The sequence below is a fragment of the Kitasatospora sp. SC0581 genome (assembly GCF_048159585.1).
Classification (GTDB): Bacteria; Actinomycetota; Actinomycetes; order Streptomycetales; family Streptomycetaceae; genus Kitasatospora.
Genome location: NZ_JBLRWA010000011.1, coordinates 107,753 through 132,830, shown reverse-complemented (window position 1 = coordinate 132,830; position 25,078 = coordinate 107,753). Strand labels below are relative to the sequence as shown.

The following is a 25,078-nucleotide window of genomic DNA, read 5'->3' as shown; positions in this document are numbered from 1 at the left end:
GATAAGGGCGGCTTATCGCTCCCGGACAGAACCGGTCTTGGACGGCTTCCGGCGCGAGCCGCTTTCCTGGTGAGGGCCGCCGGCACCCGGCGGGCGGCCTTCGAGGGAGGGGTTCGCGATGGACGGCACGACGGACGGTGCGACGGGCGGCACGGTGGACGGCGTGATGGACGTCGTCGTGGTCGGGAGCGGGATCATCGGGCTCACCACGGCGATACGCCTGCAGGAGAAGGGACTTCGGGTCGTCGTGGTGACGGCCGACGGGCTGCTGTCGACGACCTCGGCGGTGGCGGCCGCCGTCTGGTTCCCGGTCGCCACGGGCACCGGCGGCCGGGTGGCGGACTGGTCCGCGACGGCCTTCGCCGAGTTCGCCCGCCAGGCCGAGGAGGACGTGCCCGGCGTCTCGATGCGCAGCACCCGCATGCTGGAGCACGAGCGGCAGTCGGCAGGCCAGCCCTGGTGGGGCGACGCCGTCCCCGACCTGCGCCGGCTGACGGCCGCCGAACGCGGGGCGGACTGCGCGGACGGCTGGTCGTTCACCGCGCCCGCCGTCGAGATGCCGCTCTACCTGCCCTGGCTGCTCGGCCGGTTCGTCGACAACGGCGGCGGGATCGTCCACCGCCGCCTCGACACCCTCGACCAGGCCCGCGCCTGGGCGCCCGTGGTCGTCAACGCCACCGGGATCGGCGCCCGGCAGCTCTGCGGCGACCCGGCCGTGCACCCGATCCGGGGCCAGCTCGTCCTCGTCCGCAACCCCGGCCTGCCCACCTCGACCCGGATCCAGGACGACCCGGCCGGCTACACGTACATCCACCCCCGCAGCACCGACGTCGTCCTCGGCGGCACCTTCGAACCGGACGACTGGAACACCGTCGCCGATCCGGCCACCGCCGAGGCCATCCTCGCCCGCTGCACGGCCCGGATCCCCGCACTGCGCGAGGCCCGCGTCCTCGGCCACGTCGTCGGCCTGCGGCCCGCCCGCCACGGCGGTCCCCGCCTCGAGGCGGAGCCGGACGGCCGGACCGTCCACAACTACGGCCACGGGGGCGCCGGCGTCACGCTCAGCTGGGGCTGCGCCGATGCCGCGGCCGAACTGGCGGCCGCTGCCGCGAGTTGACCCCGTCGCGGGTGCGTACCGGCCCCCGAGCGCGCCGTCGCGGCGCCGCTCGGGGGCCTTCGGCCGGACGCCCGCCGTGCCAAGTTCGCGGTTTTCCACGATGCCCGAGCGTGGTGGTCGGATGCCAGTCTGTGACTGCCACCGCACCCCGCAGCCGGGTCGGGGCGGGACCGATCGGCCCCGGGTGACCGGCTGTTCACGTGGAACGCCCAGAAGGGACACTTGTCATGAACAGGCGAATCGGAGCGGCCTCGCTCAGCGCGGCTCTCGCGGCCGCGGTTCTCGTCGGCGGTACCGCCCAGGCCTACGCCGCCGCGGCCTCCCCCGCCCCGGCGCACGCCGCGCCGGCGCCCGTCGCGGCGCCCGCCGTCCAGGAAGGCGCGTCGGCGCAGGCGCTCGACATCTGGCACTGGGTCGGCCGGTACAACTCCCAGTTCGCCGCCGAGGCCGCGTACTGGGTGCTGTACGGCCTCGGGAGCGCCATCGCGATGAGGATCGAGAAGATCTGGGACAACGGCGTGGAGACCTGGGAGCTCTACATCCAGTGAGTCTCCACAGCCAGTGAGTCACCCGGCGCCGGCACCCAGCCGCGGCGCCCCCCTCCGGACGGGACCAAGGCGAGCGTGACGCGTGTCCGCTCGTCCAGCCGAGAAGAGAGTTGGTAGACCCATGCAGCGTACGACCTCCATGACCGGTCTGGGCCGCACGGCCGCGGGCGCCCTCACCGCCGTGCTGATGGCGGCCGGAGCGGTCGCCCTCGCCCCGTCCGCGCAGGCCGCGGCCGGACAGGACGGGCCGCAGGCCTCGGCGGCGCAGCGCCCGGCCGCCGAGAGCGCGGCGGCGAACGTGCCGCTGGTCGCCGCGGACCGTTCCACGAAGGTCACGCTCTCCAACGGCAGCGGGTCCGGCCTGACCAAGACGTGGGACAAGCTCGACCACGGCTGCTGGACGAACGACATGCTGCCGTCCGACTACATCCCCAACACGAAGTCCTCCAGCTGGCAGAGCGAGTCCTGCGGGTTCGCGACCGGGACCGAGGGCAACATCACCTACACGCTCGACAACGGCGGCGAGGTCAAGCTGCACTGGAACAACCCGTACTGGGGCAGCAACGACTACAGCTGCTCCGTCCCGGACGGGTACACCTGTTCCCGGAGCGGCGGCAGCGGGGACAACACCGCGGTCACCTTCAGCATCGGGCGCAGCCGGGCCAAGGCCGCCGCCGCGGAGATGCCCAGCCTCACCAGCGCCTCCCGGAGCACGAGCATCAACCTGACCAACAACTCGGGGAAGCTGCTCACCCGCTCCGGCGCGAGCCTGCAGTGGGGGATCTGGTCCGACAACATGATGCCGCCGTCGATGGTCCAGCCCGGTGTCACCGCGAAGTGGGCGAGCGAGTCCGAGGGCGTGATGACCGGCACCGAGGGTGAGGTCAGCTTCAACGTGGCCGGGGAGCAGAACCAGGTCAAGGTGCACTGGAACAACCCGTACTGGGGCAGCAACGGCTACAGCTGCGACGCGCCGGCCGGGTACAAGTGCACCTGGCAGGGCGGCAGTGGCGACAACGCCGCGGTCTCCTTCACCCTGTCGAAGTCCTGACGCCGAAGTCCTGACGCCGAGTCCTGACGCGGGATCCGGCGCCGAGGCCCTGATCACGCCGGGCCGGGTCGAACCGGCCGCCCCCGCCCGGGTGCATCCGCACCCGGGCGGGGGCGCGTCCGCGGCCGCTACCGGTCCAGCGCCGACACCAGCTGGGTGCGCCGGGCGATCCGCAGCTTCCGGTAGGCGTTGGTGAGGTGGGTCTCCACGGTGCGGCGGGTGAGGCAGAGCGCGGAGGAGATCTGGGCGTTGGTGTGCCCCGCCGCCGCCAGTTCGGCCACGCGCCGTTCGGCGGGGCTCAGGGCGTGCCCGCCGTCCCGGTTCCGCACCCCGCCCTCGCGCAGCGCCTCCTCCGCCGCACCGAGGAGACGGCCGACCGGGGCCGGTCCGCCGGCCTCCGGGGCGGGCCCGGCCAGCCGCAGGGCCACGGCGTGCGCCTCGCGCAGCGTGTCGCGGCCCTTGCGGCCGCTGCCCGCCTCGATGTGGGCCCGGCCGAGGTCGATCAGCACCTCCGCGAGTTCCACGGGCGCGGCGGCCGGCCTGAGCAGTTCGGCGCCCTCGGTCAGCGAGCACAGGGCCAGCCGGCCGCCCACGGCCGCGGCGTAGGCCCGCAGCGCCCGGCCGACGGTGCGCGGGGTGCCCCAGGTCCGGGCATGGCGCAGCTCCTCCTCGGCGAGTTCGCGGGCTTCGTCCCGCCGTCCGAGCCGTACCAGGGCGAGCGCCGCTCCGGAGCGCCACGGCGTGGCGACCGGGCTGACGAAGTCGTGGGCGAGCTGGCCGGCTCCGCAGACCAGGTAGTCGTCGAGGGCGGCCTGCCAGTCGCCGTCCGCGGCGTGCAACAGGGCCCGGGTGTAGCTGAGTTCGTTCCACTCCCAGGAGCTGTCGCTGCCGGACGGGCCGACCAGGGCCACGGCCTCCCAGGCCGCGGAGCGCCGGCCGGTCTCGCGCCGGGCGGTCGCCACCATGGCGGCGAGGTGCGGCAGTCGGACGCCCTGTCCGGCGGTCGCCTCCACCAGGGGGGCGTTCTCGGCGATGACGCGGTCGAACTCCCCCGCCCAGAGCGCGGTTTCGGCCCGGACGCTGAGCAGGCACTGCAGGCCCACGTCGGTCAGGTCCGGGGGGACGGGCGGGGCGGGCAGGCACTGGCCGGTCAACTCCCGTGCCTCGTCCAGGCGGTCCGCCCACTGGAGCAGGGTCGCCGCGCTGCCGAGCCAGGCGGTCCGCAGCCGCGGGTCCACCGGCGCCGCCAGCCGCGGCCGGACCCGGTCGAGCACCTCGGCCGCCGAGCAGAGGCCGGCCCCGGCCTCGTACTCGGTGATCAGTCCGCACACCAGGGGCTCGATGGCGGGGGGCGCGGTCGGGGCGAGTGCGCGCAGGCCGGCGACGGCGCCGCGCCAGGCGTCGTTGTCGTGCGAGGAGACGAGCGCGCCGAGGGTCCCCAGCACCTGGACGAGTTCGTCGTCGTCGGCGCCGCGACCGGCCCGGCGGAGGACCTCCAGCGCGGTGTCGGGATCCCGGCGCGCGACGTGGGCCGCGCAGAGGGCGGTGGCCGCGGTGGCCCGGTCCCGGAGGTCGGTGTGCAGTTCCAGTCCGGTGCGGAGCCGGCGGATGCCGGCGGTCGCGTTGTGCGGGAGCTCCAGGGCGCCGAGGCGCATGGTGAGGGCGGCCCGGCGGTCCGGATCGAGCGGGCCGCTCAGGGCGTGGCGCAGGTACGCGGCGGACTCCGCGACGTGACCGGCGCGCATCGCCTCCTCGGCGGCCTCGGACAGCGAGCGGGCCATCCACGCCTCGCCGGGCCGTTCGACCCGCAGCAGCCGGGAGGCCACGGCGGTCGCGGGCGCGCCGCTCTCGTCGAGCAGTTCCGCGACGCGGGTGTGCAGTGCGGCGATCTCCTCCGGCGCGGCGACGGCGAGGACGGCCTCCCGCGCGAGGGGGTGGTCCAGCAGCCTGCTGATGCGGCGCGCCGACCGCTCGCCCGGGGAGCGGGTGGCGGTGCAGAGGTCGGAGAGCTGGTGGAGCAGGCCGGGGCCGACGGGCATCCCGCCCTCGGCGGCGACGGCGAGGGCGAGGCAGGCGTGGCGTACGCAGGGGTCGGCCCGTCCCAGCCAGCGGGCGATCGTGTCGCGGAAGCGGCTGCGGGACGGGGTGGACGACGGGCGGGGGAGCGCCCCGTCGGCGAAGTCGGCGACGAGCGCCCGCACCAGGGCCGGGTTGCCGATGCCCGCCTCGACGCAGGCCACGGTGGAGCGCTGGTCGAGGCCGGCGTCCCGGGCGAGGCGGATGACGGCGGGGACGCTGAGCGCGGGGAGGGCGACGGCCGTGCCGGTGGCGGGCGGGAAGGGGGCCGGACCGGACGGGTCGGCGCGCTCGGTGAGCAGCAGCAGGACGGGGATCTCGGCGATGCGGCGGGCGAGGTAGCCGAGCCAGCGCCGGGACGGCTCGTCGGCGTGGTGGAGGTCGTCCACCGCGAGCAGGACCGGCCGCTCGGCGGCGGACCGGGTCAGCCTGGTCACCAGCCCGTGGAACAGCCGCTGTTCGTCCGCTCCGGCCGCGACGGAGAAGGGCACGGCCTCGTCGTCCGCGAAGAGCTGGCGGACGAGCCCGAACGGGAACGCCGTCTCCTCCGGTACGCCGCGGGCGCGTCCGACGCGTACGGCGTCACCGTCGGCCTGCCGCCGGACGATCGCCTCCAGCGCGGCGGTCCGTCCCATGCCGGACACCGGTGCCGAGAGCAGGACCCAGCGTCCGCTGCCCGCCCGCGCCGCCGCCGCGGCCGCCGAGGCCGTGCCCAGCACCTCGTCGCGCTCCAAGAGCATGTGCTCCCCATCCTGTCGGTCCTGTTCGGCCGGTCCGGCGCGTGGTACCGGTCCGGGCCGTCCCCAGCGGTCCGGACAGGGGTTTCCGCGGTCGTCGGAGCCGTATTTCGCAGGAACATCGTGAACGATCTCTTTCCGGTTCGATCTTCACCCACGGGTGGCGCGAGGCGGCCGGTCGAAACGGAAAACGGCGTGATCATGCTCATGGCGAAGCTTGATCCCGACGCTACCGCCGGGTTTCCCGCAGGGCGCCCTGCCTGCGACGACGGCCGCACCCGGCCGCCCGGCCCGTCGGGCGGGGTCCCGGAGCGGAGCGGCGGACGGGCAGTCGTGCCCACTCGGTTCGTCGGCGTACTGGTGGGGCCCGGCCAGGTTGTTCGAATACCGCTCGATTCCGTCGGGCGTCGACCGGGCGGGTGGAGCGGGCCACGGGGGCGGCTTACTGTTCGGGGGTCCGCAGGCGGGTCGAGAGCGGGCAGTCCGAGAGTGGGGAGGCCGAGGGTGTCCGAGACGAGGAAGCCGGTGCTGTACGTCGTGGTGTGCGCGGCGGGGGTCGCGGGCGGGGTGGGGGAGCTCATCTCGGCCGCGCAGGAGCAGAACTGGGACGTGGGGGTGGTGGCGACGCCCCAGGCCATGGGGTTCATCGACGCCGAGGCGATCGAGGCGCGGACCGGGTACCCGATCCGCTCCGCCTGGCGGAAGCCGGGGGAGCCCCGGCCGCTGCCGGACCCGGACGCCCTCGTCGTGTCCCCCGCCACCTTCAACACGCTCAACAAGTGGGCCCTGGGCATCTCGGACACCCTGGCGCTGGGGATCCTCTGCGAGTCGTACGGCTGGGGAGTCCCGGTCGCCGTCCAGCCCTGCCTGAGCGCGGCGCAGGCGGCGCATCCGGCCTATGCGGACAGCCTGGCGAGGCTGCGGCGGATGGGGGTGCGGATCGCGGACTTCACGCCGGGCTCGTACGACTGGACGCGGGCCCTGGAGCTGCTGCGGGACTGACAGGGTGGCTGATCGGGCCCGGTGATCCTTGCAGTGTGGGGGGTGGCCCGGGCCGAACCCGCGGAGGTAGCGTCCGGGCAGGTCAGCGAGGGTACGGGAGGTTTCCGGTGGCGGCGGTCAACGGCGAGGTGTCGTTCTGGTACGCGGCGGACGGGGTGCCGGAGCCGGGCCCCGCGCTGCCCGGGGACCGGGACGTCGACGTGTGCGTGGTCGGCGGCGGGTACACCGGGCTCTGGACGGCCTACTACCTGAAGAAGGCCGACCCCGGTCTCCGGATCGCCGTCCTCGAACGGCGGTTCTGCGGCTACGGCGCCTCCGGGCGCAACGGCGGCTGGCTGTACAACGGCTTCGCGGGGCGTGGAGCCTTCGCCAGGCGGTACGGGCGGGAGCGCGCGGCCGCGATGCAGCGGGCGATGGACGAGGCGGTCGGGGAGGTCGTCGGCGTTGCCGGGGCCGAGCGGATCGACGCGGACATCGTGCGCGGCGGCGTCCTCGAAGTCGCCCGCAGCAAGCCGCAGTTGGAGCGCCTGCGGGCCCACGTCGAGGCCGAGCGGGCCTACGGCGAGGGCCGGGTCGAGCTGCTCGACGCCAAGGAGGCGGCCGAGCGAATCAACGTCGCCGGCACCCTCGGCGGCTGCTGGACGGCGCACGGCGCCCGCATCCAGCCCGCCCGGCTCGCCCGTGGACTGGCCCGCACCGTCCGGGAGTTGGGCGTCGAGGTGCACGAGGGGACGGCGGTCACCGCGATCCTGCCCGGCAGCGGCTACCGCAAGCCCCGCGCCGTCACCCCGTACGGCACCGTCACCGCCGACCACGTGCTGCGCGCCACCGAGGGGTTCACCGCCGGGCTGCGCGGCGAGAAGCGCACCTGGCTGCCGATGAACTCCGCGATGGTCGCCACCGAGCCGCTGCCCGCGGAGTTCTGGGCGGAGGCCGGCTGGGAGGGCCGCGAGGTGCTGGGCGACTTCGCGCACGCCTACATGTACGCGCAGCGCACCGCCGACGACCGGATCGCGCTCGGCGGGCGGGGCGTGCCCTACCGGTTCGGCTCGCGGACGGACTCGGACGGCAGTACCCAGGTGGAGACGGTGCGCCAGCTCCGGGCCGTCCTCGACCGGTTCTTCCCGGCCGCCGCGCACGCCCGGATCGACCACGCCTGGGCGGGCGTGCTCGGCGTCCCCCGGGACTGGTGCGCCACCGTGGAGCTGGACCGGGTGAGCGGGCTCGGCTGGGCCGGCGGGTACGTCGGCAGCGGGGTGACCACCACCAACCTGGCCGGCCGCACCCTGCGGGACCTGGTGCTCGGCCGGGACACCGAGCTGACCCGGCTGCCCTGGGTGGGCCACACCGTGCGGCGCTGGGAGCCGGAGCCGCTGCGCTGGCTCGGGGTGCACGCGATGTACGCCGCGTACCACGCCGCCGACCGGCAGGAGGCGGCCGGCCGGGCCAGCACCTCGCCGATCGCCCGGGTCGCGGATCTGGTCTCCGGGCGCTGAGCCCACGGGTCCGGGCCTCCGGGGCCGGGCCTCGGGCCTCCGGGGCCGGGCCTCGGGCCTTCGGGAAACCGGGTGTTGAACGGGTGCGGGCGGCACCGGGTTGACGGTCTGGCGGCGTGCCGACCCGGTGCGACGGCCGCCGGTGCGGTCGTCCCGCCAGGATGTCCGGATGACAGTGAACGAGGCGGACCCGCCGCCGGCGCCGCGCGATCCACGGCCGTCGCTTCGATCGTCCGTTCGGACGTGCCGCCGAGCGGAGTCGGCCCGCAGCACCCACGGTGAAGGCGTGCTGAGGAGAACACTGCCGGCCCTCGCGGTCGCCCTGCTGCTCTGCGCGCCGACGAGCGGCGCGTGGGCCAGGTCGCCGGGCCGGCAGGTGGCGGTCGTGGACCAGGCCTCGCGCAGCGTGCTGGTGTTGCAGAGCGCCGAGGAGCTGATGGCCTACCGCGGCCCGGGCCGACTGCCGGTCGTGTGGGGCTGGAGTGCCGACCGCGCACCGGAGTTGACGGATCTGGCGCCCGCGCGCAGCTGGACCGACCCGGACGAGGCCAAGTCCCGGATCCGGCAGGGGCGGCGCTTCCTGCTGACCACCGCCTCCGGCGGGCTGGCCGCCGTCGTGGAGACCACCACCGGCCGCGTCCACTGGGCGACGGACCTCGGGACGGCCGCCAACCCGCACAGCATCGAGCTGCTGCCGAACGGCAACGTGGCCGTGGCGGCGAGCGCGGGCGGCTGGGTGCGGCTGTACGCGGCCTCGCAGGGCCCGCGGGCCGCGGCGTACGCGGAGTTCCCGCTGCCCGGCGCGCACGGGGTGCACTGGGACGGGCGGACCGGCCTGCTCTGGGTGCTCGGCGACACGGCGCTGACCGCGCTGCGGGTCGGCGGCACCCCGGCCGCGCCCGCCCTCACCGTCGTGCGGAGCAGCCCGCTGCCCGACCGCGGCGGGCACGACCTGGCGCCCGTCCTGGCGGATCCCGGACGGTTCTGGGTGGCCACGCTGACCGGCCTGTGGCGCTTCGACCCGGCCACCGACCGCTTCACCGCCGTGCACCTGGCCGATCCGGCCGCCGAGCGGGACCTCAAGAGCGTCGGCGACGAACCCGGCACCGGCCGGCTGCTCACGGTGGCGCCCGAACACGAGGCGCCGTGCGACTGGTGCACCTCGGTGATCACCCTGCACCGGCCGGAGGGGACGCGGTCGCTGCGGGGCTCGCACCTGTACAAGGCGAGGTGGTGGAGCGTCTGGTAGCAGATTTCGTTCCCCGAGGAGTCGATCCGGGGCCGCGCGTCGTGGATACCACTCGAATTGCGGACGGCATTCGACTGATGGGGCATATTGTGTACACCGACAAACTACTCCGATGGAGGTCAGTTTTCCGTCGCGGTCGGCAAACCATCCGTCGACCCCCGTCGGCTGGGATAGCGTCGTGGGGTCGGGGGGTCGACACCGATCCGGTGCATTCGAACGCTAGCTACTGGGCCGTAATGGCCGAATGAGTCATGGAGAAAATCATGCGGAATTTCCCTGCGGAAAACCGGCCAGACGGAGTCGACGACCTTCAACTCGCGATGGAATCACTGGCCGCCTTCCCGTCCCGGAACGCAGGGAGCGGGGCGGATGTGACCGAGCGGCTCGCGGCCGTCCACGATCTGTGCCGCGCGGTCGACGCGGTGCTGGACAGCCTGGTCGTCCAGGCCGCCGCCGAGGCGGCCGAGGAGGGTTGGACCGCGGCCCGGATGGCGGCCGAACACTCCGGCTACTACGCCAGGTTGCAGCGCGCGCTGCTCCCCGCCGGTGCCGGGCTGACCCGGCAGTGAGCGCGGTGCTGCCGGGCGTGCACGTGCTGTCCTGCCCCACCCGGTGGAGCGACGTCGACGAGAACGGGCACATCAACAACGCCCGTCTGGTCGGCTACATCCAGGAGGGGATTTACGACCTGTTCTGCCACCACGAAACCGCCGTCCGGGAGTCGCTGTTCCCGTCCGGGTTCATTATCGCCAGGCACGAGATCGACTACCTGGAGCAGTTGCACCACCGGCCCGAGCCGCTCTCGGTGGTGCTCACCGTGGAACGGCTCGGACGGAGTTCCGCCCAGGTCGAGGTGAATGTCTGCCGGGACCGGCTCACCTTTATGCGGGCGCGGACCGTGGTGGTCGCCCGGGACCGCGAATCCGGCCGCTCGCGGGCGCTGAGCCCGGCGGAACGGATCTTTCTCTCGGCGTTTATGCCGGACCCGGCCCGGGCCCAGGCGGTCCTGGCGGCCACGACGGTGACCGCGGCGGCAGCGGTGAGCGCGGCGCCCCCGGCGCAGCGCGTGGCGGCCGGCCCGGCCACCGGCGGGCTGCTGCCGTCCCGGCGGCCGCGCAGGCGGTGCCACGCCTCGGCGCGGTGAACGGCGCGGTGAACGGCGCGGCGGGCGGTGCGGTGAACAGCCCGGTGGACCGCAGGACGGACCGTTGCCCCGGGGCGGCGGCGTGATTGACGGCGGCGGCCGGTTCCGAAGGCGCCGGGGCGAGTTACGCTGAGCAGCACGGGCACCGGTACGTCCCACGGCGGTCACGGACCGCGATCCCCGTCCTGGCCCAGGGCGAGCGCGCCGCCGTCGGTCCGGCCGAGCCCGCCGACCGGAAGGAGGACGCGATGACCATCTCCTGGGAGGACTTCCTCGCCCGCGTCGTGGAGCGCGGCGAGTACCGGGGCGCGGCCGAGGCGGACCACGCCACCCGGGTCGTGCTGGCCCTGCTCGGCGAGCACCTGGTGGGGTCCGAGCGGGGCGAACTCGCCGACGCGCTGCCCGAGACCTACGCCTCGCTGCTGCGCGACGCCCAGCCCGCGGCCGAACCGCTGACCGCCGAGCGCTTCGTGCAGGCCGTGGTGGGGTGGATCGACGGGGCGACCCCGGCGACGGCGCAGTGGGACATCGGGGCCGTGCTCAGCGCCGTCGCGGACCTCGTCCCCGGCGAGCTGCTGGACCAGGTGATCGAGCAACTCCCGGACGGCTACGACCTGCTGTTCGGCCACCCGGCACCGGCCTGAGCCCGCGGCCGGTGCCTGCCGCCTGAGCCCGCGGCGGGTGCCCGCCGCCTGAGTCTGCCGCCCGCGGCCTCGGCCGGTCGGCGCCGCTACCCCGTGGTGGCCCGGAACAGCTCCGCGCCCGGGCCGGTCAGTCCGACCGGCCCGGCGCCCGGGCGCAGGTAGGCCGACGCGCCCGCCGGAAGCGGGAGTTCGGAGCCGCCGGGGGCCCGCAGCAGGGCCCGCCCGGAGACGCAGAGCAGGATCTGCGGGGCGGGGCGGTCGACCCGGACGGCGGCGGCGCCGGGGCGCAGCCGGGAGAGCCTGAACTCCTCGGCCGGCGACGGGTACTCCTCCTCGAAGCCGTCGCCGGTCGGGCGCGGGGCGAGCAGTTCGACCTCCCCGGGCCGGAAGTCCGTGACCGCCAGCAGGCCGTCCACGTCGACGTGCTTGGGGGTGAGGCCGCAGCGCAGCACGTTGTCCGAGTTGGCCATCAACTCCACGCCCACGCCCCGGAGGTAGGCGTGCGGCACCCCGGCGTCCAGGTACAGCGCCTGCCCGGCGGTGAGCCGGACGTGGTGGAGCAGCAGGGCGGCGAGCAGCCCCCGGTCGCCGGGGTACTCCTCGGCGAGGCGGGCGTACGCGGCGCTGCTCGCGCCGTACGGCCCGCCGGCGGCCGCCGTGCGGCGCAGGGCGCCCGTGACGGCGGCGAGTTCGGAGCCGTCGGCGTTCAGGCCGGAGCGCAGCAGCTCGGGCAGCACGGCCTCGGCGGGCCGGGTGCGCAGGGCGGCGGCCCAGGGGGCGAGCACGCCGAGCGCGTCCAGCAGCCGGGCGGTGCCGGCGGCCGGGCGGAAGCCGCACAGCGCCTCGAAGTCGCCGAGCGCGCAGAGGAGTTCGGGTTTGTGCCCGCGGTCCTTGTAGACCCGCTCCGGCGCGTCCAGCGGGATGCCCCGGGCCTGTTCGGCCGCGTACCCGGCCTCGGCCTGGGCGCGGGTGGGGTGGACCTGGAGGGAGAGCGCCCGGTCGGCGGCCAGCACCTTGAACAGGAACGGCAGCGCCGGGCCGAACCGCCGGACGGTGTCCGCCCCGAGCAGGCCGTCCGGGGCGGCGTCGATCAGCCGGTCCAGCGGCCGCGGGCCGCTGCCGTCGCCTTCGTCGCCGGACCCGCACAGCAGGGACGGCGCCGACGGGTGGGCGCCGAGCCAGAGTTCGGCCTGCGGGGTGCCGTCGGGCGCGGTTCCGGTGAGCGCGGGGATGGCGGTGGGCGAGCCCCAGGCGTAGCGGCGGACGGGGTTCTTCAGGAGGGCGAACGGCGGCATGCGGGCGGCTCCGGGGAGGCTCAGCGGCAGAGCGCGGCCGCGCCGATCAGCCCGGCGTCGGTGCCGAGCTCGGCGCGGCGCACGTCGAGGCCGCGGATGTACGAGAGGGCGGCGTAGCGGTCCAGGTGGCGGGCGAGCGGGGCGAACAGCACGTCCCCGGACTCGGCCACGCCGCCGCCGACGACGACCCGGGAGAGGTCCACCAGGGCGGCCGTGGCGGCGATCCCGGCGGCCAGCGCCCGGGCGGCGCGGTCGAAGGAGGCGAGCGCGACCGGGTCGCCCGCGGCGGCGGAGGCGGCGACGGCGCGGGCCGTCCGGTCGCCGTCCACGGGCCGCCAGCCCTCGGCGAGCGCCCGGCGGGCGATCGCGGTACCGCTGGCGAGGCCCTCCAGGCAGCCGCGGGAGCCGCACGGGCAGGGCTCGCCGTCCAGGTCGACGGTGATGTGGCCGAGGTGGCCGGCGTTGCCGCTGGGGCCGGGGCGCACCGCGCCGTCGAGCACGAGTCCGGCGCCGACGCCGGTCGACACCACCAGGCAGAGCGCGTTGTCGGCGCCCCGGGCCGCGCCCTGCCAGTGCTCGGCGGCGGCCATCGCGACGCCGTCCCCGGCGAGGTGGACGGGCAGCGTGCGCTCTGCCACCGCCGGGTGCGCGGCGACCGCGGCGACCAGCGGGAAGCCGCGCCAGCCGGGGATGTTGACCGGGCTGACGGTGCCGTTCGCGAGGTCGACGGGGCCGGCGCTGCCGATCCCGACGGCCGTCACGGCGGCCCAGTCGGCCGTCCCGGCGAGCCGCTCCAGCACCTGGTGCACCACGGCGAGCACGGCCGTGCCGGGCTCGGTGGCCGGGGTGGGCAGCTGGAGCCGGTGCCGCAGCCGTCCGTCGGCGTCGACCAGCGCCCCGGCGATCTTGGTGCCGCCGATGTCGAGGGCGGCGAACAGCGGGGTGAACGGCACGGTGGGCTCCAGGAAGTAGGGGGCGGCGCCCCGGCCGCGGGGCCGGGGCGCCGAACAGCGTAGATCAGCCTCGGCGGGCGGCGCTGAGCCGCAGGGTGACCAGCTCGAACGGGCGCAGCGCGAGGCGCACCGCGCCGTCCTCGACCGCCACCTCGCCGCGGGTGCCGTCCCAGGGCCGCTCCAGCAGGTCGCAGGGGACGGCGCCGGCCAGCGGGTAGGAGGTGGTCAGCCGGCCCCGGGCGCGGCCGCCGCCGGCCTCGTAGACCCGGACGATCAGGTCCCCGCTGCGGTCGTCGGCGAGCTTGACGGCGCTCACCACCAGGGCGTCGTTGTCCAGCTCCACCAGCGGGGCGACCCGCTCGGCGCTGCCGGTGACCGTCCGCTCGGGCAGGCCGATCCGGTAGCCCTCGCGGACGGCGTCGCCGATCGCCGCGCCCGGCACCAGGGCGTGCCGGAAGCGGTGCAGGCCCTGGTCGGTCTTCGGGTCGGGGAAGCGCGGGGCGCGCAGCAGCGAGAAGCGGACCGTGGTGGTGGTCCCGCCGTCGTCGGGGCGCACGGTGCGGGTGACGTCGTGGCCGTAGGTGGAGGCGGTGACCAGGGCGACGCCCCAGCCGGGCTCGTCGAGGTGGACGAAGCGGTGGTTGCAGGCCTCGAACTTGGCCGCGTCCCAGCTGGTGTTGGTGTGGGTGGGCCGGTAGAGGTGGCCGAACTGGGTCTCGGCGGCGTAGCGCTCGGTGTGGACGTCCAGCGGGAACGCGACCTTGAGGAACTTCTCGGTCTCGTGCCAGTCGACCTCGGTGTCGATGTCCACCCGCTGCTCGCCGGCCGGCAGGGTGAGGGTCTGGACGACGGTGGAGGAGCCGAAGGAGCGGGCGATCCGCACCGAGGCCCCGGCGGGGGAGGACGCGGCGGTGAGCGAGTCCACGCCGGTCAGGTCGGTGACGGTGTTGCGGTAGAACTGGTCGACGTCCCAGGCGTCCCACATGTTGGGGAAGTCGGGGTGCAGCTGGAGCAGGTTGGCCCGGCTGCCGGGGGCGACGGTCTCCCGGCCGGTCGCGGTCTCGACCACCGAGGCGATCAGGCCGTCCGCGTCCACGACGACCTCCAGCAGGCCGTTGCGCAGCGTGAAGCCGCCCCCGGGGCGCTCGACGGCCTCGCAGGTGCCGTCCGGCAGGCCGACCGTGGCGGCCCCGCCGGCCGGCACCGTCGAGCGGCCGTGCGGCGCCGAGTTGAACACCAGTTCCCGCCCGCCGGCGGCCGCCCCGGCCAGCGCCTGCTGGGCCGCGCCGATCAGCGCCTCCAGCTCCCCGGCCAGCGCCGCGTACGTCGCCTCGGCCTCGCGGTGCACCCAGGCGATGGACGAGCCGGGCAGGATGTCGTGGAACTGGTGCAGCAGCACCGTCTTCCAGATCCGGTCCAGCTGCTCGTACGGGTACTCCGCGCCGGTGCGCAACGCGGCGGTGGCGCACCAGAGTTCGGCCTCGCGCAGCAGGTTCTCGCTGCGCCGGTTGCCCTGCTTGGTCTTCGCCTGGCTGGTCAGGGTGGCGCGGTGCAGCTCCAGGTAGAGCTCGCCGACCCAGACCGGCGGGTTCGGGTACTCGGCCTCGGCCTTGGCGAAGAACTCGGCGGGCTTCTCCCAGCGGACGGTGGCCGAGCCCTCCAGGTCCTTCATCCGGGCCGCCTTGGCGACCATCTCGCGGGTGGTGCCGCCGCCGCCGTCGCCCCAGCCGGTCGGGGCGAGCGAGTGCCGGGCGACGCCCTTGTCCTTGAAGTTCTTCGCCGCGTGGGCGATCTCGCTGCCCTTCATCGAGCAGTTGTAGGTGTCCACGGGCGGGAAGTGGGTGAAGATCCTGGTCCCGTCGATGCCCTCCCAGAGGAAGGTGTGGTGCGGGAACTTGTTGATCTGGCTCCACGAGATCTTCTGCGTCAGCAGCCACTTGGAGCCGGCGTTGCGGATGATCTGGGGCAGGCCGCCGGTGAAGCCGAAGGTGTCCGGCAGCCAGGCCTCGTGGTTCTCCACCCCGAACTCGTCCAGGAAGAACCGCTTGCCGTGCACGAACTGCCGGGCCATCGCCTCCGAGCTCGGCATGTTGGTGTCGGACTCCACCCACATGCCGCCCGCCGGGACGAACCGGCCCTCGGCGACGGCCTTGCGGACCCTGGCGTACACCTCGGGGCGGTGCTCCTTGATCCAGGCGAACTGCTGGGCCTGGGACATGGTGTAGAGGAAGTCCGGCTCGTCCTCCAGCAGCGCCGTCATGTTGGCGGTGGTGCGGGCCACCTTGCGGACGGTCTCGCGCAGCGGCCACAGCCAGGCCGAGTCGATGTGCGCGTGGCCGATCGCGCTGATCCGGTGCGCGGACGGCACGGCGGGCGCGGCCAGCACACCGGCCAGCTCCGAACGGGCCGCCGCCGCCGTGCCGTTGACGTCCTGGAGGTCGACGGCGTCGAGCGCCCGCTCGACCGCGCGCAGGATGTCCCAGCGGCGGGCACCCTCCACCGGCAGCTCGGCCATCAGCTCGCCGAGCACCTCCAGGTCCAGCACCAGCTGCCAGACCGTCTCGTCGAAGACCGCGAGGTCCATCCGGGTCAGCTTGTACTGCGGCTGGTCGCCGGCCGTCTCCTTGTCGCCCAACTCGGTGGGCAGGAAGGGGTGGTAGTCCAGGATGACCGGGTTGGAGGCGGCCTCGACGTGCAGCAGCACCTGCTCGCCGCCGGCCGCCGGGGCGGCGATCCGCACCCACTGGTTCTGCGGGTTGAGGCCCTTCACCGGGGAGCCGTCCGGGCGGTAGACCAGGCCCTCGCACTGGAAGCCGGGCATGTTGGCGTCGAAGCCGAGGTCGATCAGCGCCTCGACGGTGCGCCCGGCCCACTCCCGCGGCACGGTGCCGGTCACGGTGATCCAGCTGGTGCCCCAGGGCGCTCCCCAGGCGTCGCCGACCGCGATCGGGGTGCGCGGGGCGGCCAGGCCCTCGGCGACCGGGACGGGCTCGCCGGGAGCCGTCCAGATGCCGACCTCCAGCGGGACGGACTCGGGGTAGACGGCCGGGCGGATGCGCTCGTCCAGGACGCGCTTGAGGCGGGACTCGACCAGGGTGCGGTCATCGTGCATGTCAGCGGGCTCCGTTGCGTGGCTGAGGGGAACGGACGGACTAGAGGGACGGTACGTCGGAGGGGTGGACCACCTCGGTGATGCCGCGCGCGGCGAGGTGCTCGCGGTCCTCGGCGCGCTCGGCGAGCACCGTGGTCGGGCGGGCGCCCTCCGCGGCGAGGCGCATGAACGCCTCGTACACCGGGCCGCCGGGGCCGCAGACCGAGCGCCGGGGCGAGAGGGCCTCGTCGCCGGTGGCGACCACCACGGCGGTGCTGCGCGGCTTCGGCGGCTGCCAGGAGCGGCGGGCCTCGGCGGCGGCCTCGGCGAGCCGGGCGCCGGCCGGCTTGACCGTCCGGTCGGTGGTCAACAGGCCGAGGCTGTACTCCAGTTCGGGGAAGTCGGCGAGCGAGCGGTCCACGTCGTGCGAGCACCACCAGGTCACGCCCCACAGGTCCGGGCAGTCCAGCACGGCCTCCACGGTGGCGCCGGTGAAGCGCGCCGCGTCCTGCGGGGTGATGTGCGGGGCGGGCGCGCCGACCTCCTGCAGCCAGACCGGGCGGGCCGGGTCGTCCGCCCAGGCCTTGGACAGCTCGACCAGGTAGGCGGCGTGCTGCGCGGTGGCGGTGGAGTGGGCGCCGTAGCGTTGGGCGGTGCCGTTGAACACCCAGGAGTGCACGGCGGTCGCGGCGCCGATCCGGGCCGAGTGCCAGGGGGTGAACGGGTGCTCGTCCAGGTACCAGGCCGCGTCGTACGAGGCGTGCAGGTGCAGCCGGCCGGGGGCGCCCTGCTCGCAGGCGTCGAGCATCCGGCGCAGCCAGGCCTCCGCCTCGGCGGGGGTGGCCCGGTCCGGGTCGGGGTGCGGGGCGCCGGAGAACTGGTTGATCTCGTTGCCGAGCGTCATCCCGAGGAAGTTGGGCCGCTCGCTCAGCGCGTCGGCGAGCGTGCGCAGGTAGGCGGCCTGGCCGTCGAGCACCTCGGGGTCGGTGAAGATGTTGCGGCGGTGCCAGGTCTGCGTCCAGGACGGGAGGAAGTCGAAGCTGGACAGGTGGCCCTGCAGGCCGTCCACCGCGACGTCGAGACCGCGCTCGCCGGCCGCGTCCACCAGGGCCGTCAGCTGCTCGACGGCGCGCGGGCGGATCAGGGTGCGGTTGGGCTGGAAGACCGGCCAGAGCGGGAAGACCCGCACGTGGTCCAGGCCGAGGGCGGCGATGGAGTCGAAGTCGGCGCGCACGGCGTCGAGGTCGAAGTCGAGCCAGTGGTGGAACCAGCCGGCGCTGGGCGTGTAGTTGACGCCGAAGCGGGGAGCGGTGGTCATCGGGGTCATCGGAGGGCTTCCTCAACGGGTGTGGGGCGTACGGACGGTGGGTCGTCACCGGCGGGGGCGGTCCCCGGTCGGGCTATCCCTTGACGGCTCCTTCCTCGACGCCCTTGAAGAAGAAGCGCTGGCAGACGCCGAACACCACGACGATCGGCAGGAAGGCGATCATGGTGCCGGCCGCGATCAGCCGGGGGTTGGCGGCGAAGGTGCCGTTGAGGTACTGGAGCCCGACGGTGAGGGTGTACTTCTGCGGGTCGTTGAGCACGATCAGCGGCCACAGGAAGTCGTCCCAGGCGCCGATGAAGGTGAAGATCACGATCACGCTGAGCATGCCGCGCACGTTCGGCAGGCCGATGTGCCACAGCCGCTGCCAGACGTTGGCGCCGTCCACCAGCGCGGCCTGGTCCAGTTCGGCCGGGACGGCGGCGAAGGCGGTGCGCATCAGCAGCACGTTGAGCATCGCGATCGAGCCGGGCAGCGCGACGCCGGCCAGGGTGTCGGCCAGGCCGAGTCCGCGCACCAGCACGTACTGGGAGACGATGGTGACCTCGCCGGGCAGGATCAGGGTGGCGAGGAAGAGGCCGAGGACGAGCTTGGCGCCGCGGAAGCGCAGCCGGGCGAGCGCGTAGCCGGCCAGCGTGCAGCCGACCACGTTGCCGGTGATGCAGACCACGGCGACGATCACCGAGTTGAGCGCGTAGGTCCACACCGGGATGACCTCGGCGACCTTGCCGTAGTTGCCCAGGGTGGGCTGGTCGGGCAGGAAGCTCGGGGTGCGGGTGTAGACGTCCTCGGCGGGGCCCTTGAGGGAGGTCGACAGCTGCCACAGGAAGGGGCCGATGACCAGCAGCAGGACCAGCACCAGGAGCAGGTAGCGGGTGGCGGTCTGCGCGGTGGAGGGGGTGTTGAAGCTCCGGGAGCGCCCGACGGGGCCGGTGGGCCTGGCGGCCTTGGCGGCCTTGGCGGCCCTGATGGGCTCGGCGGGGGTGTCGGGGGACTGGGGCGTGCGGACGGTGGTCATGGGGGGTCAGGCCGCCTTCCGGTTCAGCCGCATCAGGAACAGCATCGGGCCGAGGGTGACGACGAACAGCAGCAGGCTGAGCGCCGAGGCGTAGCCCAGATGCCCGTTGAAGCCGCGGCTGTACATCTGGATCAGCATCACCACCGACATGTCCCGGCCGCCGGGGCCGCCGAGGCCGTTGGAGAGCACGTACAGCTCGGAGAAGACGCGCAGCGAGCTCACCGAGATCAGCGCCGAGATCAGGATCATGGTCGGGCGCACCCCGGGCAGGGTGACGTGCCAGAACCGGTGCAGCGGTCCGGCGCCGTCCACGGCCGCCGCCTCGTGCAGCTCGCGCGGGACGTTGGCGAGCGCGGACAGGTAGATGACCATGTAGTAGCCGAGGCCCTTCCAGACGGTCAGGGCGATCGCGCTGAACAGCAGCAGCCAGCGGTCGGTCAGGAAGGCGACCGGGGAGTCGGCCAGCCCGGTCTGCTGCAGCAGGCCGTTGGCCAGGCCCCGCTCGTCCAGCACCCAGCCCCAGATCAGCGCCACCACGACGGCGGAGGCGATCACCGGGGTGTAGAAGGCGGTGCGGAAGAAGGTGATGCCGGGGATCTTGCGCTGCACCAGCAGGGCGAGCAGCAGCGGCAGGACGGTCAGCAGCGGCAGGCAGACCAGCATGAACACGATGCTGTTGACCAGGGCGTCGGCGAGCTGGTCGTCGTCCAGCAGCCGGCCGTAGTTCTCCAGGCCGGTGAACTGCCCGCCGCCCAGGGGCTTGGCGTTGGTGAAGGAGAGGATCACCGTGTTGACGGCCGGCCAGAGGTTGAAGACGGCCAGCCAGACTATCGCGGGCCCGGCGAGCAGCCAGGGGGTGAACCAACGCCGGTGGGTCATGCCGTTGCCTTCCTGGGGCCTGGGGGTGGTGCGGGTGATTCCCGGGGAGCGGCGGGCGCGGGGGAGGCCCGCCGCTTCACCGGTACTTCGCCGGTACGTCTCCGGTGCCGCGCCGGTACGTCTCCGGTACGTCTCCGGTGCTTCGCCGGTGCGGGGTGGGGCACCGCGGGGCTGGTGCCGGGGCGGCGTCGGATCAGCCCTTGAGCAGCTTGTTGCACTGCTCGACGGCGGTGTCCAGCGCCTGCTTGGAGCTGGTGTCGCCGCTGATGGCCAGCGCGAACTGCTGCTTGATGATGGTGCCCATCGCGTCGTCGACCTCGACCGGCTGGATCAGCTTGGCCTTGGCGAGCGAGGCGAAGGCCGTCACCTTGGCGTCGCCCGCGTTGGTGCCGTCGCTCTTGCTGAAGAACGGGTCGTTCGCGGAGGCCTTGGTGGACGGGAACACGCTGGTCAGGTGGGCGAAGGCGGCCTGGTTCTCGGGGCTGGTCACCCAGCGGGCGAGGGCCACCGCGGCGGCCGGGTTCTTGGTGTTCTTCGGGATGGACAGGCCCTGGACGTACAGCGGCGGGGTGGCCATCGCGGGGGAGGAGACGACCTTCGGGGCGAGGGTCGGGTTGTCGGTGGCGAGGCTGGTGATGTAGTTGCCGCCGCCGGTGGTCCAGGCCACCGTGCCGGAGCTGAAGAGCTTGGAGTTGCCGGCGTAGGTGTCGGTGAGCACCCCGTTCGGCATCAGGCCCTCCTTGAAGGCGTCGCGGTACTTGTCGAGCAGCGCGGCGGCCTCGGGGGTGTTGAAGGTGAAGGACTTGCCGTCGTCGGACATGATCTTCACGCCGATGTTGTACAGGTCCCCGATGCCCGGCTTGCGGCTCATCAGGTAGGTCTGGCCGCCGGACTTCTCCTTCATCGTCCGGGCCTGGGCGATCAGCTCGTCCAGACTGGCCGGGGGCTTCTGCGGGTCCAGGCCGTTCTTCGCCAGGAGCTCGGAACTCCAGTAGTTCACATCGGTGTTGAGGTACCAGGGGTAGCCGAAGGTGCCCTGGTAGCCGTTGAACCGGTAGGCGTCCACGCCGCCGGGGACGTACTCCTCGGCGAGCTTGGGGTCGGCCTTGGCGATGTCCAGCAGGACGTCCTTCTTCGCCAGCGGGAAGGCGAAGTCCGGCGGGAGGTTGACCACGTCGGGCAGGCTGCCGGCGGCGGCCTGGCTGAGCACCTTGTCGGAGTAGCCCTCACCGGGCTGGTCGAGCCACTCGACGTCGACGCCGGGGTACTTCTTCTTGAAGCCGTCCAGCACGCCCTGCATGTAGTCGGTGAACTTCGGCTTGAGCGACCAGGTCTGGATCGAGACCTTGCCCTTGACCTCGCCGGTGGCGGCCGCACTCGCCACCGCGTCGCTGTCCTTGGTGTCGCCGGAGCCGAGTCCGCAGCCGGTGAGCGCGGCGGTGGCGAGCGCGGTCGTGGTCAGTGCCGCCCAGATTCTTCGCATGAGGGTCTCCCGGTCCTGGGGGTGGGTGGGGGATCGTGCCGAGCTCGGGGGTTGTGTCGGATTCCGCAACCTGACTAACTAAACCGGTCTAGCTATGCCAGGGACTATGCTCCCGCCTAAACTTGGATGTCAAGAGAGGAGTCGGGTTCTGTGGGCAGACCGACGATCGCCGACATCGCCCGCCAGGCCGGTGTCTCCAAGGGCGCGGTGTCCTTCGCGCTCAACGGCCGGCCGGGCGTCAGCGAGGCGACCAGGGCCCGGATCCTGCGGGTCGCCGAGGAGATGAACTGGCGCCCGCACAGCGCCGCGCGGGCCCTCGGCGGAGCCAGGTCCGACGCCGTCGGCCTGGTGATCGCCCGGCCGGCCCGGACCATCGGCGTCGAGCCGTTCTTCAGCCAACTGCTGTCCGGGCTCCAGGCGGTGCTCTCGGCCAGCTCGATCGCGCTGCACCTGATGGTGGTCGAGGACACCGCCGCCGAGATCGAGGTCTACCGGGGCTGGGCCTCCGAGCACCGGGTCGACGGCTTCATCGTGGTCGACCTCCAGGTCAGGGACCCGAGGCTGCCGGTGCTGGACGAACTCGGGCTGCCCGCCGTGGTGCTGGGCGGGCCCGGCAAGGGCGGCAACCAGCTGCGGATCTGGGCCGACGACCGGGAGGCGATGCTCTCGATCGTCGACTACCTGGCCGCCATCGGCCACCGGCGGATCGCCCACCTCGCCGGGCTGCCGCACTTCCAGCACACCCAGCGGCGGATCCGCGCGCTGCGCGACGCCTCGCGCCGGCTCGGGCTGGAGGAGGCGGTGTCGGTGCCCACCGACTTCAGCGACGCCGAGGGCGCGGCCGCCACCCGGACGCTGCTGTCCCGGGCCGGGCGGCCCACCGCGATCGTCTACGACAGCGACGTGATGGCCGTCGCCGGGCTCGGCGTGGCCGGGGAGATGGGGGTCGCGGTGCCCGGCGAGCTGTCCATCGTCTCCTTCGACGACTCGGTGCTCGCCCGGATCGTGCACCCGCCGCTGACCGCGCTCAGCCGGGACACCTTCGCGCTCGGCGAGCAGGTCGCGCGCAGCCTGCTGGAGGCGCTGGAGGGGGCCGGTGCGGGGCGGGACCTCCAGATGCCCACGCCGCGGCTGACCGTACGGGAGTCCACCTCGCCGCCCGGCGCGCCCGGGACTTCCCCCTCCGGAGTGGTTGTCGCGCGCATCGTTGACAGCGGTTCTGAACCGGTTTAGCCTCGCAGCGCCGAGCGGCAGCCGCTCGGTCCGCTCCGCCGCACCCCGTCCGGCCCCCGCTGCCCGTCCCGCCGACCGTCCCGCTCCCCGCGCCGCCGCTCCGGTGCGCCCGGGGCCCGGCGGCGGCGCGACCCCCACCCGATCCACCACCGGCACCACACGCTCCAGCACTGGCACGCCCGCATGCAGCCGGGCCCCCGTCCGCGACGGCGGGCCCGCCCCCACCCTCCTCCGCTCGATCGGAGCCACCGCATGTCACGACGCCTCCCCCTGCTGCTCAGCGCCGTCCTCGCGACGGCCGCCCTGACCGCCACCCCCGCCGCCTGGGCCGACCCGGTACCGGCCGCGCTGCCGGGCGCCGGGCCGGCCGCGGCACCCGCCGCCACCGCCGGCCAGGGCAGCCAGCCCTTCGCCTCGTACTGGTACCCCAACAGCATCCTGAACTGGGACCCGGCCACCGACCCGGACGCCCGCTTCAACCGCTCCCGCGTCCCGCTCCAGCCGCGCACCAGCGACCCGGCGCTGCGGGCCAACCCCAACGCCCGGACCGGCGAAGGGAAGATCGCTTCCCTGGTCTCCTTCGGCCCCACCTCCAACAACCCCTCGCAGGGCTCCGCCGACCCCAACTACTACGCCTTCGGCTACTGGCAGTACGTCGACAAGCTGGTGTTCTGGGGCGGCTCGGCCGGTGAGGGCCTGATCCTCGCCCCCAACCCGACCGTGATCGACGCCGCCCACCGCAACGGCGTCAAGGTGTACGGCACGGTCTTCTTCCCGCCCGGCGCGTACGGCGGACAGCTCCAGTGGGTGCGCGACTTCGTCCAGAAGTCCGGCAGCCGCTACCCCGTCGCCGACAAGCTCGTCCAGGCCGCGCAGTACTACGGCTTCGACGGCTGGTTCATCAACCAGGAGACCGGCGGCGGCGATTCGGCCCTGGCGGGCGAGCTGCGCAACCTGATGCAGTACACCAAGGCGCAGAGCGGCACCGAGTTCATGTGGTACGACGCGATGACCACCTCCGGCGGGGTGAACTGGCAGAACGCTCTCACCTCCGCCAACTCGCCCTTCCTGCAGGATGGTTCGAAGCGCACCTCGGACTCGATGTTCCTGAACTTCGACTGGTCGGCGAGCGGCCTCAACTCCTCCCGGGCGCTGGCCCGGCAGCTCGGCCGCAGCGAGTACGACCTCTACTCCGGCATCGACACCGAGGCCAACGGCTACAACACCGGCGTGAACTGGTCCGCCCTCTTCCCGTCCGGGCAGCCGCACACCACCTCGCTCGGCCTCTACCGCCCCGAGTGGACCTGGAAGTCCGCCACCGACCGCGCCGACTTCTACGCCAAGGACGCCCGCTACTGGGTCGGCGCCAACAACGACCCGTCCCGGACCGACCTCTCGGCGAGCTGGCCCGGCCTGGCCGGCTACGTCGCCGAATCCTCGCCGATCACCGCCAAGCCGTTCGTCACCACCTTCGACACCGGGCAGGGCGACTTCTACAACGCGGCCGGCACCCGGGTCGCCACCGGCGGCTGGAACAACCTCTCGCTCCAGGACGTCCCGCCCACCTACCGCTGGATGGTCGACTCGACCGGCAGCAGGCTCACCCCGTCCGTCGACTTCGGCGACGCCTACCAGGGCGGTTCCTCCCTGCGGTTGAGCGGAAAGCTCGACGCCGCCAACACCGTACGGCTGTACCAGACCAAGCTGCCGGTCGCCGCGAACACCAGGCTGGACCTGGTGGTCAAGACCCCGGCCGCCGGGCCCACGAAGCTCAAGGCCGCGGTGTCGTTCACGGACTCCCCGAGCAGCTTCACCACGGTCGACGTCGGCGCCAACACCGGCACCGGCTGGGAGCGGCACACCCTCGACCTCTCCCCGTACGCGGGCCGCACCATCGCCCAGATCGCCCTGCGGGTCGAGGGGTCCGACCCCTCGTACGACCTCCGGGTCGGCCAACTCGCCGTCTACGACGGTTCGGTGGAGACCCCGGCGGCACCGGCCGGACTCACCGTGCTCGGCGCGAGCGACGTGACCGCCGGCTCCAGCCAGTCGCTGCGGCTGTCCTGGACGGCGGCGCCCGGCGGCAACGTGCACCACTACGAGGTGTACCGCCGCAACGCGGACGGCAGCCGCAGCTTCCTCGGCGCCACGCCCAACGACGCGTACTTCGTCGGGCGGCTCGACCGGGCGGGCGGCGAGAACGCCACCACGCTGGACGTCGAGGCGGTGTCCACCACCTACGGGCGCTCCACCGCCGCGTCCACGACCGTCGGTTGGAACGGCACCCCGCCGACCTCCACCAACCTGGCGCTCAACCGCCCGGCCACCGCCTCCGGCCAGTGCAACGCCAACGAGGGCCCGGCCAAGGCCGTCAACGGCAGCGTCAGCGGCGGGACCGGCGACAAGTGGTGCGCGCTGACCTCCGCCAAGTGGCTGGAGGTGGACCTCGGTTCGGCGAAGCAGCTGTCGAAGTTCGTGGTCAAGCACGCGGCGGCGGGCGGTGAGAGCGCCTCGTACAACACCCGCGACTTCGCCATCCAGGTCCGCTCGGGAGCCAACGACCCCTGGACGACCGTCGCCGACGTCACCGGCAACACGGCCGGCACCACCACCCACCCGGTGGACACCGCCGCCCGCTACGTCCGGCTGGTGGTCAACACGCCGACCCAGAACGGTGATCCGGCCGCCCGCGTCTACGAGTTCGAGGCCTGGGGCGCGTAGCCCGCGCTGCCCTCCCG

The 25,078-nt window shown here is 73.9% G+C and carries 19 protein-coding genes; 11 read left to right on the top strand and 8 right to left on the bottom strand.

Annotation, left to right across the window (positions count from 1 at the left end; genetic code table 11):
- The first annotated feature begins 118 nt into the window (after positions 1-118).
- The 3 genes from ACLWS4_RS19380 to ACLWS4_RS19370 all read left to right on the top strand — a co-directional run bounded on the left by ACLWS4_RS19380 (position 119) and on the right by ACLWS4_RS19370 (position 2,716).
- Positions 119-1,117 (top strand): FAD-dependent oxidoreductase, encoded by a 999-nt coding sequence (locus tag ACLWS4_RS19380; protein WP_416874750.1) that lies wholly within the window; start codon positions 119-121, stop codon positions 1,115-1,117.
- Between the two features lie 227 nt (positions 1,118-1,344).
- Positions 1,345-1,665: a hypothetical protein gene (locus tag ACLWS4_RS19375; RefSeq protein WP_117486900.1), complete on the top strand. Its 321-nt coding sequence runs from the start codon at positions 1,345-1,347 to the stop codon at positions 1,663-1,665.
- A 121-nt stretch (positions 1,666-1,786) separates the two neighbouring features.
- Complete coding sequence (locus tag ACLWS4_RS19370; protein WP_074005251.1) at positions 1,787-2,716, top strand: aegerolysin family protein; 930 nt, start codon at positions 1,787-1,789, stop codon at positions 2,714-2,716.
- Positions 2,717-2,844: 128 nt separating this feature from the next.
- On the opposite strand, the gene ACLWS4_RS19365 is transcribed toward ACLWS4_RS19370, so the two are convergent.
- Complete coding sequence (locus ACLWS4_RS19365) at positions 2,845-5,532, bottom strand: LuxR C-terminal-related transcriptional regulator (RefSeq protein WP_416874749.1); 2,688 nt, start codon at positions 5,530-5,532, stop codon at positions 2,845-2,847.
- 501 nt (positions 5,533-6,033) lie between these two features.
- Here ACLWS4_RS19365 and ACLWS4_RS19360 point away from each other — a divergent pair.
- From ACLWS4_RS19360 to ACLWS4_RS19335, 6 genes are all read left to right on the top strand, one after another.
- The gene (locus ACLWS4_RS19360; protein ID WP_380742520.1) at positions 6,034-6,531 is read left to right on the top strand and encodes a flavoprotein; all 498 of its coding nucleotides are present in this window, start codon (positions 6,034-6,036) and stop codon (positions 6,529-6,531) included.
- A gap of 107 nt (positions 6,532-6,638) precedes the next feature.
- Positions 6,639-8,027, top strand: a complete 1,389-nt coding sequence (locus ACLWS4_RS19355; protein WP_416874748.1) for an NAD(P)/FAD-dependent oxidoreductase — start codon at positions 6,639-6,641, stop codon at positions 8,025-8,027.
- 286 nt (positions 8,028-8,313) lie between these two features.
- Entirely contained in the window at positions 8,314-9,276 is a 963-nt protein-coding gene (locus tag ACLWS4_RS19350) for a DUF6528 family protein (RefSeq protein ID WP_416874747.1), read from the top strand.
- 371 nt (positions 9,277-9,647) lie between these two features.
- The gene (locus tag ACLWS4_RS19345; RefSeq protein WP_049657510.1) at positions 9,648-9,845 is read left to right on the top strand and encodes a hypothetical protein; all 198 of its coding nucleotides are present in this window, start codon (positions 9,648-9,650) and stop codon (positions 9,843-9,845) included.
- A complete protein-coding gene (locus ACLWS4_RS19340) occupies positions 9,842-10,420 on the top strand; it encodes an acyl-CoA thioesterase (RefSeq protein ID WP_387829245.1) in 579 nt (192 codons plus the stop codon). The genes ACLWS4_RS19345 and ACLWS4_RS19340 overlap by 4 nt, the downstream gene beginning before the upstream one ends.
- A gap of 248 nt (positions 10,421-10,668) precedes the next feature.
- Positions 10,669-11,064 carry a DUF2267 domain-containing protein gene (locus ACLWS4_RS19335; RefSeq protein ID WP_049660531.1) on the top strand — a complete coding sequence of 132 codons (396 nt, stop codon included), beginning with the start codon at positions 10,669-10,671 and terminating at the stop codon, positions 11,062-11,064.
- Between the two features lie 86 nt (positions 11,065-11,150).
- Here the strand turns inward: ACLWS4_RS19335 and manA are convergent, their stop codons facing one another.
- The 7 genes from manA to ACLWS4_RS19300 form a co-directional block, all read right to left on the bottom strand.
- Entirely contained in the window at positions 11,151-12,359 is a 1,209-nt protein-coding gene (gene manA, locus ACLWS4_RS19330; RefSeq protein ID WP_416874746.1) for a mannose-6-phosphate isomerase, class I, read from the bottom strand.
- 20 nt (positions 12,360-12,379) lie between these two features.
- On the bottom strand, positions 12,380-13,312 hold the full coding sequence (locus tag ACLWS4_RS19325; protein ID WP_416874745.1) for an ROK family protein: 933 nt from the start codon (positions 13,310-13,312) through the stop codon (positions 12,380-12,382).
- 64 nt (positions 13,313-13,376) lie between these two features.
- Positions 13,377-16,424, bottom strand: a complete 3,048-nt coding sequence (locus ACLWS4_RS19320; RefSeq protein WP_416874744.1) for an alpha-mannosidase — start codon at positions 16,422-16,424, stop codon at positions 13,377-13,379.
- Between the two features lie 40 nt (positions 16,425-16,464).
- Complete coding sequence (locus tag ACLWS4_RS19315; RefSeq protein ID WP_388047052.1) at positions 16,465-17,721, bottom strand: glycoside hydrolase 5 family protein; 1,257 nt, start codon at positions 17,719-17,721, stop codon at positions 16,465-16,467.
- Between the two features lie 82 nt (positions 17,722-17,803).
- On the bottom strand, positions 17,804-18,745 hold the full coding sequence (locus ACLWS4_RS19310) for a carbohydrate ABC transporter permease (RefSeq protein ID WP_416874743.1): 942 nt from the start codon (positions 18,743-18,745) through the stop codon (positions 17,804-17,806).
- Positions 18,746-18,751: 6 nt separating this feature from the next.
- Entirely contained in the window at positions 18,752-19,624 is an 873-nt protein-coding gene (locus tag ACLWS4_RS19305) for a carbohydrate ABC transporter permease (protein ID WP_074005259.1), read from the bottom strand.
- A gap of 193 nt (positions 19,625-19,817) precedes the next feature.
- A complete protein-coding gene (locus ACLWS4_RS19300; protein WP_416874742.1) occupies positions 19,818-21,107 on the bottom strand; it encodes an ABC transporter substrate-binding protein in 1,290 nt (429 codons plus the stop codon).
- A 150-nt stretch (positions 21,108-21,257) separates the two neighbouring features.
- On the opposite strand from ACLWS4_RS19300, the gene ACLWS4_RS19295 reads away from it, so the two are divergent.
- Both ACLWS4_RS19295 and ACLWS4_RS19290 read left to right on the top strand, forming a co-directional pair.
- Positions 21,258-22,340 (top strand): LacI family DNA-binding transcriptional regulator, encoded by a 1,083-nt coding sequence (locus ACLWS4_RS19295; protein ID WP_079272693.1) that lies wholly within the window; start codon positions 21,258-21,260, stop codon positions 22,338-22,340.
- A gap of 252 nt (positions 22,341-22,592) precedes the next feature.
- Positions 22,593-25,061, top strand: coding sequence for an endo-beta-N-acetylglucosaminidase (locus tag ACLWS4_RS19290; protein ID WP_416874741.1), 2,469 nt, complete (start codon positions 22,593-22,595; stop codon positions 25,059-25,061).
- Positions 25,062-25,078 lie beyond the last annotated feature (17 nt).

Excerpts from the sequence above, each read along its gene's own strand:
- ACLWS4_RS19370 (WP_074005251.1), top strand. The coding sequence starts at position 1,787 with ATGCAGCGTACGACCTCCATGACCGGTCTGGGCCGCACGGCCGCGGGC.
- ACLWS4_RS19320 (WP_416874744.1), bottom strand. The coding sequence starts at position 16,424 with ATGCACGATGACCGCACCCTGGTCGAGTCCCGCCTCAAGCGCGTCCTG.
- ACLWS4_RS19365 (WP_416874749.1), bottom strand. The coding sequence starts at position 5,532 with ATGCTCTTGGAGCGCGACGAGGTGCTGGGCACGGCCTCGGCGGCCGCG.
- ACLWS4_RS19335 (WP_049660531.1), top strand. The coding sequence starts at position 10,669 with ATGACCATCTCCTGGGAGGACTTCCTCGCCCGCGTCGTGGAGCGCGGC.
- ACLWS4_RS19305 (WP_074005259.1), bottom strand. The coding sequence starts at position 19,624 with ATGACCCACCGGCGTTGGTTCACCCCCTGGCTGCTCGCCGGGCCCGCG.
- ACLWS4_RS19290 (WP_416874741.1), top strand. The coding sequence starts at position 22,593 with ATGTCACGACGCCTCCCCCTGCTGCTCAGCGCCGTCCTCGCGACGGCC.
- ACLWS4_RS19380 (WP_416874750.1), top strand. The coding sequence starts at position 119 with ATGGACGGCACGACGGACGGTGCGACGGGCGGCACGGTGGACGGCGTG.
- ACLWS4_RS19300 (WP_416874742.1), bottom strand. The coding sequence starts at position 21,107 with ATGCGAAGAATCTGGGCGGCACTGACCACGACCGCGCTCGCCACCGCC.
- ACLWS4_RS19310 (WP_416874743.1), bottom strand. The coding sequence starts at position 18,745 with ATGACCACCGTCCGCACGCCCCAGTCCCCCGACACCCCCGCCGAGCCC.
- ACLWS4_RS19375 (WP_117486900.1), top strand. The coding sequence starts at position 1,345 with ATGAACAGGCGAATCGGAGCGGCCTCGCTCAGCGCGGCTCTCGCGGCC.
- ACLWS4_RS19315 (WP_388047052.1), bottom strand. The coding sequence starts at position 17,721 with ATGACCACCGCTCCCCGCTTCGGCGTCAACTACACGCCCAGCGCCGGC.
- manA (WP_416874746.1), bottom strand. The coding sequence starts at position 12,359 with ATGCCGCCGTTCGCCCTCCTGAAGAACCCCGTCCGCCGCTACGCCTGG.